The organism is Eikenella sp. NML070372 (assembly GCF_001648415.1).
GTDB lineage: Bacteria > Pseudomonadota > Gammaproteobacteria > Burkholderiales > Neisseriaceae > Eikenella > Eikenella exigua.
The window spans coordinates 168,188-180,293 of sequence record NZ_LXSN01000004.1 but is presented as its reverse complement, the minus strand read 5'-3'; the positions used below and the strand labels follow the sequence as shown (position 1 = coordinate 180,293).

10 protein-coding genes are annotated in these 12,106 nt (G+C 53.4%); 7 read left to right on the top strand and 3 right to left on the bottom strand.

Annotated features, from left to right (window positions below; translation table 11 throughout):
- Positions 1-5: 5 nt before the first annotated feature.
- Both A7P97_RS02650 and A7P97_RS02645 read right to left on the bottom strand, forming a co-directional pair.
- Positions 6-1,346 carry a deoxyguanosinetriphosphate triphosphohydrolase gene (locus A7P97_RS02650; RefSeq protein WP_067530281.1) on the bottom strand — a complete coding sequence of 447 codons (1,341 nt, stop codon included), beginning with the start codon at positions 1,344-1,346 and terminating at the stop codon, positions 6-8.
- Positions 1,347-1,428: 82 nt separating this feature from the next.
- Entirely contained in the window at positions 1,429-1,839 is a 411-nt protein-coding gene (locus A7P97_RS02645) for a DNA-binding protein (protein WP_067596309.1), read from the bottom strand.
- A 124-nt stretch (positions 1,840-1,963) separates the two neighbouring features.
- Between A7P97_RS02645 and A7P97_RS02640 the strand changes: the two genes are divergently transcribed.
- The 3 genes from A7P97_RS02640 to A7P97_RS02630 all read left to right on the top strand — a co-directional run bounded on the left by A7P97_RS02640 (position 1,964) and on the right by A7P97_RS02630 (position 6,751).
- Complete coding sequence (locus A7P97_RS02640) at positions 1,964-2,650, top strand: hypothetical protein (RefSeq protein ID WP_067530279.1); 687 nt, start codon at positions 1,964-1,966, stop codon at positions 2,648-2,650.
- Positions 2,643-4,181 carry an Eco57I restriction-modification methylase domain-containing protein gene (locus A7P97_RS02635; protein ID WP_067596308.1) on the top strand — a complete coding sequence of 513 codons (1,539 nt, stop codon included), beginning with the start codon at positions 2,643-2,645 and terminating at the stop codon, positions 4,179-4,181. Before A7P97_RS02640 ends, A7P97_RS02635 begins: the two co-directional genes overlap by 8 nt.
- Before the next feature lie 65 nt (positions 4,182-4,246).
- Positions 4,247-6,751, top strand: coding sequence for a GIY-YIG nuclease family protein (locus tag A7P97_RS02630; RefSeq protein ID WP_067530278.1), 2,505 nt, complete (start codon positions 4,247-4,249; stop codon positions 6,749-6,751).
- A gap of 54 nt (positions 6,752-6,805) precedes the next feature.
- On the opposite strand, the gene ettA is transcribed toward A7P97_RS02630, so the two are convergent.
- Entirely contained in the window at positions 6,806-8,479 is a 1,674-nt protein-coding gene (gene ettA, locus A7P97_RS02625; RefSeq protein ID WP_067530277.1) for an energy-dependent translational throttle protein EttA, read from the bottom strand.
- A 289-nt stretch (positions 8,480-8,768) separates the two neighbouring features.
- Between ettA and A7P97_RS02620 the strand changes: the two genes are divergently transcribed.
- The 4 genes from A7P97_RS02620 to A7P97_RS02605 all read left to right on the top strand — a co-directional run bounded on the left by A7P97_RS02620 (position 8,769) and on the right by A7P97_RS02605 (position 11,757).
- Entirely contained in the window at positions 8,769-9,407 is a 639-nt protein-coding gene (locus tag A7P97_RS02620; protein ID WP_067530276.1) for a DedA family protein, read from the top strand.
- Positions 9,408-9,580: 173 nt separating this feature from the next.
- Entirely contained in the window at positions 9,581-10,564 is a 984-nt protein-coding gene (gene holB, locus A7P97_RS02615) for a DNA polymerase III subunit delta' (protein WP_067530275.1), read from the top strand.
- Positions 10,565-10,624: 60 nt separating this feature from the next.
- Entirely contained in the window at positions 10,625-10,984 is a 360-nt protein-coding gene (locus A7P97_RS02610) for a PilZ domain-containing protein (protein ID WP_067530274.1), read from the top strand.
- 2 nt (positions 10,985-10,986) lie between these two features.
- Entirely contained in the window at positions 10,987-11,757 is a 771-nt protein-coding gene (locus A7P97_RS02605) for a TatD family hydrolase (protein ID WP_067530273.1), read from the top strand.
- The last annotated feature ends 349 nt before the right edge of the window (positions 11,758-12,106 follow it).

Here is a 12,106-nt window from a genome sequence, read left to right as displayed (position 1 = left end):
ACACATTACAACATCCCAATTCCCGACACCTCTCGCGCCAGTCGTGCGGCTGCATTGTCGGTCATGCCACCGACGAAATCGAGGATTTTCATGTAGGCAGTGTAGAGTGTGTCCTGCTCGTTCAACGGGTCGTCGCGCAGCAGCTCCAAAGCCAGCGATTGGCGTGTGCCGATGTGTGCTTTGGTGATGTAAGCGAAGGCGGCGGGCACGAGCAGGTTGAGAATCGAGCCGATGCAGGGGAAGGCGGCGATTTCGGTAATCAGCTTACTCTGGTGGCGGAACACACGGGTGCGTGCCAGCTCTTTTGCTCCTTCCAACGTATCGCGCACTTCAGGCGTGCACACGCTGAGCAGGTCTTTGCCCTGGAAGTTGCCGGAGAGCAAGTCGGCATGGTGCAGCATAAAGGTCTGCGCCATGTCGTCGATGGTGCGGCCGATGGCCATGCCGCGCAGCATGGCGCAGCGCTGGCGGGCGGATTGCTCCGGCCAGAGTTTGTCGATGTGCACCATGCCCTGCAATACGTTTTCCACTTCGCGGTCGTCCAACAGGCCGAGCTCCACCGCGTCTTCCAAATCCAGGAGCGCGTAGCAGATGTCGTCTGCTGCTTCCATCAGGTAGGACAGGGGGTGGCGGCTCCAATGGTGCGCGGCGATTTCAGGTAGCCCCAATTCGGCGGCCACACATTCGATAAACGGCAGCTCGGTTTGATAAATATTGAATTTTTTCAAACCTTGCGGTGCGGAGGTAGTCCACGGATACTTGAGCAGCGCGCCAATAGAGGCGGCGGTAAGCCGCATGCCACCGCGATGCTGATACATTTCAAGATTGGCCAAAATGCGCAGGCTGTGGGCATTGCCTTCGTAGGTTTGCACGTCGCGCCGTTCGGCTTCGGCCAGATGTTCTAGGTAGCCTGCGTGCTCGGGGTTGCGGAACCAGTCGCGCAGCGCCTCTTCTCCGGTGTGGCCGAAAGGCGGGTTACCCATATCGTGCGCGAGGCAGGCTACCTGAACCACCGCGCCGATGTCGGAAGGCATATTCTCCGGCGGCAAGAAACCACCCTTGGCCAGCATCACGCCCACGCGGTTGCCCAAACTGCGCCCCACGCTGGCCACTTCCACGCTGTGGGTGAGGCGGTTGTGGGTGTGGTCGTGTTCGGCGAAGGGGTGCACCTGCGTTTTGCGCCCCAGCCGCCGGAACGAGCCGGAAAACACCACGCGGTCGTAATCGATGTGGAAATCGGTGCGCAGCGCATCCGCGCCTTCCTGGCTGGATGGGGTAACGGTGGCCACCAGCCGGCCGTTCTCGGGCTTGAAGCGCTTGGTGCTGAGCAATTGCTGCCAGTTCATATGAGGCTACCTGAAAAATAAAAACGGGATGCTTATACCACAAACCAGAAGCGGTTTCACCAGATGCCTAGCATACCGCTCTTCAGTCATTTTCGACAGAATACGCCTTGCCGAACGCCAAAATCACTTCCCGCACTATTTTACGCTGCGGAGCCGGTAGATTGAGGAAAATTTCAAACAGCTCACGCTCGCGGTAGCCGATACTCTCCTCCCAGCGCCGTCGGCTGCCCGCAGTTTCCTCCTTAACCTCTAAACCATACACCAATTCATCCGGATTCATTTTCAGCCATTTGGCCAATGTGGCAATTTTGTCATGGCGCGGCAGTGCTTCTCCCCGCAGCCACTTGGCCGCGCCGTGCAAGGTAACCGGTTTGCCAAAATGACGCAGGTTGAACTCCCGCTCCAACACCGAAGCCTTAGCCTCATATCCCCTTGCTTGCATGGCGATTTTCAGCTTCTCGGCAAATTTTGCTTTTGAATTTTGCGTATCCATGCTGCCACATTAGCCAACGTAAGTTTCGGTTACGCGAATTTTCAGAAAATTACGCTTTAACTTGACTTAAAGTTACGTTATTAGCTAAATTTAAGGTGTTGAAAGTTACGTTCACCTCCTTTCCATGCCCGCCACACAAATCGTTTCCAAACAGCGTGTCGCCGATCACGGCGAAGTTTATACCAACCCGCGCGAAGTCAATGCCATGCTCGATTTGGTCAAAGTTGAAGCCGAGCGCATCGAATCACGTTTTTTAGAGCCTGCCTGCGGCACAGGCAATTTTTTGGTGGAAATCCTATCGCGCAAGCTGGACGTTGCCGCCACACGCTACAAACGAAGTAAAAACCAACTGCATTACGAACGAGACGGCATTCAATCCGTGGCCAGCATCTACGGCATCGAGCTTTTGTCCGACAACGTTGCCATTTGCCGCGAACGCCTCAGCACATTGGCCGAACAGCGCTACACCGAGCTCTTCGGCAACAGAGCTAACCCGCAATATCTTGCGGCCGTCCGCAGCATCCTCACCTGCAACATCCTGCATGGCGATGCGCTCACTTTGGAAACACCAGAAAAAAAGCCGATCGTATTTGCCGAATGGAGCATGATAGATAGCCGCCTGAAACGCCGCGACTACGAATACCGCCACCTCATCCAGCGCAACCGGCCGGATGAAACCGCAGATATTTTTTCAGGTAGCCTATCCGGCCTCCCGCCCCAAAAATCCGACACCGGTGAAGAATGCTTCATCGCCATCCCCATACGCGACGACTACCCGCTTATCCATTTTTTGGAGGTAAGCAATGTCTGAACGGCAAACCAACGGCTACAACCCCGATGTGCTCACCTGCTTGGCCAACCTTTCCAACGACGAAGTGTTTACCTCGCCCGAATTGGCCAACCGGATGTTGGACTCCCTGCCCGCCGGCCTGTGGAGCAGTCCAAACACAAAAATCCTCGATCCCGTGTGCAAATCCGGCGTATTCCTGCGCGAAGCCGCCAAACGGCTCAATCGCGGGTTGGCCGCGCAAATCCCCGACCTGCAAACCCGCCTGAACCATATCTTTACCCACCAGCTCTACGGCATCGCCATCACCGAGCTCACCGCCCTTTTGAGCCGCCGCAGCATTTATTGCAGCAAGCAGGCAAACAGCCCCCAGTCCGTCTGCACCGCATTTGCCGATGCCGCAGGCAATATCCTGCACGGCCGCATCCCGCACCGCTGGGGCAGCGGCAAAAAAGGCAGCCGCAAATGCCTCGACTGCGGCGCAGGCGAAGAGCAGTATGGCCGCCCCGACGAATTGGAAAACCACGCCTATGCCTTTATCCATCCCGAACACAACCCTTTTCTGGCAGAAATCGGTAATATGAACTTTGACGTAATTATCGGCAACCCGCCGTATCAGCTCAGCGACGGTGGTGCACAGGCCAGCGCCTCGCCGATTTACCACAAATTCGTGCAACAGGCGAAAAAGCTCGAACCGCGCTATCTGGTGATGATCATCCCCTCGCGCTGGTTTGCGGGCGGCAAAGGGCTGGACGAATTCCGCGACGAAATGCTAAACGACAGGAGATTAAGGGAGATTCACGATTTCCCGAATTCAAGTGATTGTTTTACAGGGGTAGAAATTAAGGGGGGGATAAACTACTTTCTCTGGGACAGCAAAAAAACCGACCCGAATTGCTTAATCTGCACATATGAAGACCAACAGATGATTTCAAAAGCTTCCCGACCACTGAAAGAAGAAAATATTGACATTTTTATACGAAATAATGAGGCAATTAGCATCTTGCAAAAAGTATTATCAAGAAATGAGAGATCTTTTAGTGAAATAATTAGCTCACGAAAGCCATTTGGTCTGACTACAGAAACAAAAGGAAATCCAAGTCCTTATGTTGATGTTCAAAATATATTGCTGTATCAAAATAAAGGAACGGCTTATTTAAAACGTGGAATAATCCAAACCAACTCAGCGTGGATAAATCAACATAAAGTGCTTGTTCCTTATGCCATCGGTTCGGGCGACAGCAAAACCGACCAGGTAAAACCCATCTACGCCGGGCCGAATACCGCCTGTACCGAAACTTATTTGGTAATCGGACCATTCCCAAACAAAGCTATTTGTGAAAACGTGATGAGCTATATCGATACCCGCTTTTTCCATTTCATGCTAACTCTAAAAAAGAATACCCAACATACCACCAAGAAAGTTTACCAATTCGTCCCCATGCAAAATTTCAGCAAACCGTGGACAGACGAAGAACTCTACGCCAAGTACGGCCTCACTACCGAAGAAATCGGCTTTATTGAAAAAATGGTACGCCCAATGGACGGAGCATAAAGGCTACCTGAAATTTCAGGTAGCCCCTGCCGCCCGCCTAGCCAACCTCCAGCTAACCTACCGCCATGACTGTCTCCCTATTCCCCCCGCTCACCCATCCCCGAATCTATGCCTATTCCGACCAATCGTTTCCCGGTTGTTTGAAAGTAGGCTATACCGCCAAAGCCGTTGCGCGTGAGCGTGTGGCCGAACAATACCCAACTCTCCGCCCCGAACAAACCTACACCATCGAACTGGACGAGCCGGCGATACGCGAAGACGGCAGCCTATTTAAAGATCACGAAGTGCACAAAGTGCTGGAACGCCACGGCATCAAACGCCTGAGTGATAGCCATGACCGGATAACTGAATGGTTTGAATGCAGACTGCAAGATGTACAGGCTGCACTGGTAGAAGTGAGAACGGGGCGGCACAACGAAGAAAAGCGCACACTCAGTTTCGGTATGCGCCCGGAGCAGCAGGCAGCGGTAAATAAAACCCGCGCCTATTTCGATCAATTCCATCGCGATCCGGCCAATAAGGGTATTACGCCGCATTTCCTTTGGAATGCGAAAATGCGCTTCGGCAAAACCTTCGCCGCCTATCAGCTTGCGCTGGAAATGGGTTGGCGCAAAGTACTGATCCTTACCTTCAAACCGGCGGTGCAAAATGCCTGGCAGGAAGACTTACAAAATCATGCCGATTTCCAAGGCTGGCAGTTTCTCGGCAGCGGTGGCCTAAGTTATGAAGAGGCCGACAAAACTAGGCCTATTGTGTGTTTTGGCTCATTCCAAGACTTTCTCGGCAAAAATAAGGCAGGCGGCATCAAAGCCAAAAATGAATGGGTACACACCATCAACTGGGATTGCGTGATTTTTGACGAATACCACTACGGCGCATGGCGTGAAAATGCCAAAGACCTGTTTGAAGGCGAAGACAAAAGCGAACAGGCTTTTGCCGAAGGCGGCGGAATGGATTATTTCAATGAAGACTATCTGCCGATTACTGCTAACCACTATCTCTATCTTTCCGGCACGCCATTTCGCGCCATCGCCTCGGGTGAGTTTATCGAAGAGCAGATTTTCAATTGGACATACTCTGATGAACAAAAAGCCAAAGCCGAATGGCTACCTGAAAACGGCAGCAACCCCTATGCCGCATTGCCGCGCATGGTGATGATGACCTACCAACTACCCGACAGTATCCGCGACGTGGCGCAAAGGGGGGAATTTAACGAATTTGACCTAAACGAATTTTTCTCGGCTCAGGGTGAGGGCGGAGATGCACGTTTCAAATACGAAGAGCAGGTGCAAAAATGGCTGGATTTAATCCGCAACGCCCTGCCCGAAGCGGCTGCCGACACACTAAAAATGGGTAAAGGAAAACCACCTATGCCGTTTTCCGATACCCGGCTTTTGGGCTCTCTGCTACATACTTTTTGGTTTCTGCCTTCCGTTGCCGCCTGCCATGCTATGAACACCCTACTGCTTCAGCGGCAAAACCGCTTCTACCATGATTACCACATTATTGTGGCTGCAGGCAAAGAAGCCGGTATCGGCGTGAATGCTCTACCTCCGGTAAAGGAGGCCATGGCTGTTCCGCTGGAAAGCAAAACCATAACCCTATCCTGCGGCAAACTCACCACTGGCGTATCCGTACCGCCATGGACAGGTATCCTGATGTTGCGCAATGCATCCAGCCCCGAAACATATTTCCAGGCAGCCTTCCGTGTGCAAACGCCCTGGGTGCTGCACGGTCATGACGCTTCCGACCCAAACAACGAGCTGATTGTGAAGAACGAATGCTATGTGTTCGATTTCGCACCCGACCGGGCGCTGAGACAAATTTCAGATTACAGCTGCCGCCTCAACACTGAAGATGTTAGCCCAGAAGCTAAAGTGGGTGAGTTTATCCGCTTCCTGCCGGTATTAGCCTACGATGGCAGCTCAATGAAGCAGATTGATGCAGCCGGTATTCTGGATATGGCTATGAGCGGCACCACCGCCACCCTGCTGGCACGCCGCTGGGAAAGTGCATTATTGGTAAACGTAGACAATATCACTCTGCAAAAATTGATGGCCAACGAAGAAGCCATGGCCGCCTTGCAGCGTATTGAGGGCTTCCGTTCGCTGAATGAAGATATCGAAACCATCATCAATAAATCGGAAGCAGTAAAAAAAGTCAAAGCAGAAGCCAGCGAACGGGAGCTAAGTAAAGAAGAAAAATACCAACTCACCCAAGATGAGAAGGAATATCGCAACAAACGCAAGGAAATACAGGAAAAACTCATCAAGTTTGCCACCCGTATCCCTGTGTTTATGTATCTGACCGATTTTCGCGAGCACACCTTAAAAGATGTGATTACCCAGCTTGAACCCGGCCTATTTCAAAAGGTAACAGGACTGACCCAAAAAGATTTTGAACTTTTGGTGAGCCTAAATGTGTTCAATAGCGCATTAATGAACGATGCCGTGTATAAATTCAAGCGTTATGAAGATTCTAGCCTGGAATACACGGGGCTGGATAAAAAGAAAGGGTTAATCGGGCTGTACGATACGGTGCTGCACCGAAAAAACGACCTTGGTATATAAGCAAGAGGCTACCTGAAAACCAAGCCTGCGGTTTTCAGGTAGCCTCTTCGTGCTTTAGCGCGTTACCGGTTTGTAGCGGATACGTTTCGGTTTTGCACCCTCTTCACCCAAACGGCGTTTCTTGTCGGCTTCGTATTCCTGATAGTTGCCGTCGAAGAACACCCATTTCGAATCGCCTTCGCACGCCAAGATATGCGTGGCGATGCGGTCGAGGAACCAGCGGTCGTGCGAAATCACCATCACGCTGCCGGCAAATTCCAGCAATGCTTCCTCCAGCGCGCGCAGGGTTTCCACGTCGAGGTCGTTGGACGGTTCGTCCAACAGCAACACATTGCCGCCGCTCAACAAGGTTTTTGCCAAATGCAGCCTGCCGCGTTCGCCGCCGGAAAGCTGCCCCGCGATTTTGCTTTGGTCGCTGCCTTTGAAGTTGAAGCGTCCCAAATATTGGCGGGCAGGGATTTCAAACTGCCCAACCTGCAAAATGTCGCGGCCTTCGGCGATGTTGTCGAACACGGTTTTGTCGTTTTGCAGCCCTTCGCGGCTTTGGTCGATCAAGGACATTTTGACGGTCTGACCGATTTTCACCTCGCCCGAATCGGGCTGCTCTTTGCCCGCAATCATTTTGAACAGCGTCGATTTGCCCGCGCCGTTCGGACCGATGATGCCGACAATCGCGCCCGCAGGCACTTTGAAGCTCAAATCGTCAATCAGCACCTTGTCGCCGAACGATTTGGAAACGTTCACAAATTCAATCACTTTGTTACCCAAACGCTCGGCAACGGGGATAAAGATTTCCTGCGTTTCGTTGCGCTTCTGGTATTCGTAGTTGCTCATTTCTTCAAAACGCGCCAAGCGGGCTTTGGACTTGGCTTGACGGCCTTTGGCGTTTTGGCGCACCCATTCCAATTCCTGCTTCATCGCCTTCACGCGCGCGGCTTCGGATTTGGCTTCGTTTTCCAAGCGTTTTTCTTTCTGCTCCAACCAAGACGTGTAATTGCCTTTCCACGGGATGCCGTGGCCGCGGTCGAGTTCCAAAATCCATTCGGCGGCGTTGTCCAAGAAATAGCGGTCGTGGGTGACGGCAACGACCGTGCCGGGGAAGCGCACCAAGAATTGCTCCAGCCATTCCACCGATTCCGCATCCAAGTGGTTGGTCGGCTCGTCCAGCAGCAGCATATCGGGCTTGCTCAACAAGAGTTTGCACAAAGCAACACGGCGTTTTTCACCGCCGGACAGATTGCCGATTTTGGCATCCCATTCCGGCAGGCGCAGCGCATCGGCGGCGATTTCCAGTTCGTGCTCCGCACCGCCGCCCGTGGACGAACCTGCCGCGATAATCGCCTCCAAGCGGCCTTGTTCTTCCGCCAGCGCGTCAAAATCCGCATCAGGGTTGGCGTACTCGGCATATACTTCTTCCAAACGTTTCTGCGCGGCAGCCACTTCGCCCAAACCGCTTTCCACTTCCTCGCGCACGGTTTTTTCAGGATCAAGCTCCGGTTCTTGCGGCAGATAGCCGATTTTGATGCCGCTCATCGGCACGGCTTCGCCTTCAAACTCTTTATCCACACCCGCCATAATCCGCAGCACGGTGGACTTGCCCGCGCCGTTTAAACCGAGCAGGCCGATTTTCGCGCCGGGGAAGAAGGAAAGGGAAATATCTTTAATGATGGTTTTCTGCGGCGGCACAACCTTGCTCACGCGCAGCATGGAATAGACGTATTGCGACATAACAACTCCTCGAAAATAGGGAAAACAGGCAAATAGGTAAATGCCGCCGATTCTAACCGAAAAAAGCATTTCAGGCAGCCGAAAGGCTACCTGAAAATACGGAGCAACAGCGTTTCTAAGAAAAAGAAACTTTCAGGTAGCCTCTAACCCCTCTTGAGGCTACCTGAAAAATTGCACCATCTAACCGGCGGCAAAAAACGGCGTTTGCAGCGCGATTTGCACGCAGCCCTTTCAGCCCGCCCCCTCTTGCCTTACAATGCCACCCGTTCTTTTTATTTGCGGTTTCCCCATGCTTGCCAGCCTGATTAATTTCGTTCTGCATATCGACCAACACCTCATTGAGCTCACCCAAACCTATGGCTTGTGGATTTATGCCATCCTGTTTCTCATCGTGTTTTGCGAAACCGGGCTGGTGGTTACGCCCTTTCTGCCGGGCGATTCGCTCTTGTTTGCCGCCGGCGCGGTGGCGGCGCTGGGCGGGATGAATGTGCATATAGCGGCCGGGCTGCTCTTGGCGGCAGCGGTAATCGGTGATGCGGTAAACTTCGCCATCGGCAAGTATTTCGGCGAAAAGCTGTTTGCCAAACCGGATTCGCGCGTGTTCAAACGCGAGTATCTGGATAAAACCCATGCTTTCTACGAAAAATACGGCGGCAAAACGATTATCCTGGCGCGATTCGTGCCGATTGTGCGCACCTTTGCGCCCTTTGTGGCGGGCATGGGCAATATGCATTACGGCCGCTTTATCCGCTACAATATCATCGGTGCGCTGATGTGGGTGGGGCTGCTCACTTATGCGGGCTACTTCTTCGGCGAGCTGCCGGTGGTGAAAAACAATTTCGGGCTGGTGGTGATCGGCATTATTGTGGTGTCCGTGCTGCCGATGGCGGTAGAAATCGCCAAGGCCAAGTGGAGGAAGCAGGCTTAGTGTGCCGCTCCTGCTTCGTTTTCAGGTAGCCTCTTTACTATAGTGGATTAAAATGGCGGCAAGCCGCAGGCAGTATGCGTAATACGACCAAGCAGACCGCCGTAGCAATCTTATTTTCATTCACTCTATTTTTAAACGGCTAATTTCTTTTCAGGTAGCCTTCACGTTTTCCTATGATTTATCCTTGGCATGAATCCGCTTGGTGTCAATTGGCTGCCCAATGGAACAACCGCCCCAACGCCTGGCTGCTTACCGGCCGGCGCGATACCGGTAAAACAGCGTTTGCCCGCCATCTGGCGCAGGCGCTGTTGTGCGAACAGCCGCAGGCCGAACACCAGCCCTGCAGCAGCTGCCCTTCGTGCCACCTGTTCGCCCAAAGCAGCCATCCGGACTACTACGAACTCGCGCCCGAGCTGCCAGCCGAAGGCGAAAGCGCGCGCAAGCTGCTGCAAATCAAAATCGATGCCGTGCGCGCCGTGTTGGCGCCACTGCTGCAAAGCTCCGTGCGCGGCGGGCTGCGCGTGGTGCTGGTGCAACCCGCCGAAACCATGAACACCCAAGCCGCCAACGCGCTGTTGAAAATGCTGGAAGAGCCTCCCGCATCGGTGGTATTCCTTTTGGTGACCCACAACAAAGACCGCCTGCTGCCCACCATTAAAAGCCGCTGCCGCCCCTTCCTGCTGCCCGCCCCAAACGCCGAAGAAGCCTTAGGCTACCTGAAAACGCAAAACACCCCTCAAGCCGAAGCCCTGCTTGCCTTCCACAGCGGTGCCCCGCTGTTTGCAACCGAGCCGGAGCAAGACACGATGCGCGAAGAGCTGTGCCAACTGCTGGCCAAACCGCGCCTGTTGGCCATGCTGAATTACGCCGCCGCCTTCGACAAGCAAAAATGGCCGCTGGCCGTGTTTCTCGACTGGCTGCACAAATGGCTGGCCGACACCGCGCTCGCCCAACAAAACCTGCCCCCGCTCTACTACCCGCAACACCAAGCTGCCATTTTTCAGGTAGCCTCCCGCACCCAGGGGACAACCTTATTCCAACTGGTACACACCCTAAACCGCCTCAGCCCTTACGGCCGGCATACCTTAAGTGTTAGAATGCAGATTGAAAATTTGCTAACCAACTACCTTGCTTTCTGGCAAAACAAACCGCTTTAAGAAAACAAGCCCGTTATTTATTTTGTATAAACGTTACTTACTTAAAACAAGGAAATACCCATGAGCACACCCGCCGACAACGCCCCCGGCCGCATGATGAGCGTTAGCCTCAAAGACAAACCCACCGCCTACTACAGCTACATGCCATTTCTGGAGCATGGTGGCATTTTCGTGCCCACCAACGACGAATTCAAAATGGGCGAAGAAGTGCTGTTGGTATTGGAACTGTTTGACAATCCAGAAAAATTCTTCCTGCGCACCCGCGTAGTGTGGATCAACCTCAGCCGCACCACCAACGGCCAGCCGCAAGGCGTGGGCCTCGCTTTCGGCGACGACGAGACCGGCATCAAATGTAAAAACTACATCGAAGACCAACTGCCCGGCCTGCTGCACACCGACCGCGCCACCTACACCATGTAGCCATGCTGATCGATTCGCACTGCCATCTCAACTTCCCCGACCTCGCCCAAAGGCTACCTGAAATCCTCGCCAACATGGCCGAGGCCGGCGTGGATAAAGCCATCGCCATCAGCGTGAGCCGGCAGAGCTTCGAAGAAGTGCATGCCATCGCCCAAGCTTATCCCAACATCTACGCCACAGTCGGCATCCACCCCGACGACCCAGAAGCCGAAGAATTCAGCCTGGAAGAACTGCTGGAACACGCCGCCCTGCCCAAAGTGGTGGGCATCGGCGAAACCGGCTTGGATTATTATTGGTGCAAAGGCAATTTGGCCTGGCAGCACCAACGCTTCGCCCTGCATATCGAAGCTGCCAACCGCAGCGGCCTGCCACTTGTCGTCCACACCCGCGATGCTGCTGCCGATACCATGCGCCTGCTGCGCGAACATCAAGCCCACGCCGGCGTTATCCACTGCTTTACCGAAGACGTACACGCCGCCAAACTGGCCTTGGATTTAGGCTTCTACATCTCCTTCTCCGGCATCGTCACCTTCAAAAACGCCGCTGCCATCCAAGAAGCCGCCCGCTACGTGCCGCTCGACAGGCTACTGGTGGAGACCGACTCCCCCTACCTCGCGCCCGTGCCCAAACGCGGCAAACCCAACGAACCGGCCTACGTCCGCCACACTGCTGCCTTCGTTGCCCAGCTGCGCAGCGACAGCTTGGAAAACATCGCCCAAGCCACTACCGCCAACTGCCTGCGGCTGTTCAACAAAATCAACACGGCGGCTTGAGATCTATTGGGTACACACAGCTTCTGCTGAAAATCCGCTGCACCCGTATGGTTTAGTCGTTCTAAATCGGCAAATCTAAGCAGTACCGTATCATTCCTAATTGAAAATGGAATAAAAAGGCTACCTGAAATCTTTCAGGTAGCCTTTGCTGATTTTGCATTGGAGATATATAACTGTAAAACTTCACTTCATATAAGGCGGCGAACCGAAGATAGTACAGGCGTACGGCAAAGCGAACCTATGCCGTATGAATCAAAGTGTTTTAGCTATTTTCATCGAAACCAAAGCACCCATCTCCTTTCAGGTAGCCTTAAAATATCAAATGAGCAAAAACCTGCCTCGAAAGAGG

Coding starts and splice junctions, on each gene's coding strand:
- ettA (WP_067530277.1), bottom strand. CDS start 8,479: ATGTCGCAATACGTCTATTCCATGCTGCGCGTGAGCAAGGTTGTGCCG.
- A7P97_RS02605 (WP_067530273.1), top strand. CDS start 10,987: ATGCTGATCGATTCGCACTGCCATCTCAACTTCCCCGACCTCGCCCAA.
- A7P97_RS02645 (WP_067596309.1), bottom strand. CDS start 1,839: ATGGATACGCAAAATTCAAAAGCAAAATTTGCCGAGAAGCTGAAAATC.
- A7P97_RS02610 (WP_067530274.1), top strand. CDS start 10,625: ATGAGCACACCCGCCGACAACGCCCCCGGCCGCATGATGAGCGTTAGC.
- A7P97_RS02650 (WP_067530281.1), bottom strand. CDS start 1,346: ATGAACTGGCAGCAATTGCTCAGCACCAAGCGCTTCAAGCCCGAGAAC.
- A7P97_RS02630 (WP_067530278.1), top strand. CDS start 4,247: ATGACTGTCTCCCTATTCCCCCCGCTCACCCATCCCCGAATCTATGCC.
- A7P97_RS02640 (WP_067530279.1), top strand. CDS start 1,964: ATGCCCGCCACACAAATCGTTTCCAAACAGCGTGTCGCCGATCACGGC.
- holB (WP_067530275.1), top strand. CDS start 9,581: ATGATTTATCCTTGGCATGAATCCGCTTGGTGTCAATTGGCTGCCCAA.
- A7P97_RS02620 (WP_067530276.1), top strand. CDS start 8,769: ATGCTTGCCAGCCTGATTAATTTCGTTCTGCATATCGACCAACACCTC.
- A7P97_RS02635 (WP_067596308.1), top strand. CDS start 2,643: ATGTCTGAACGGCAAACCAACGGCTACAACCCCGATGTGCTCACCTGC.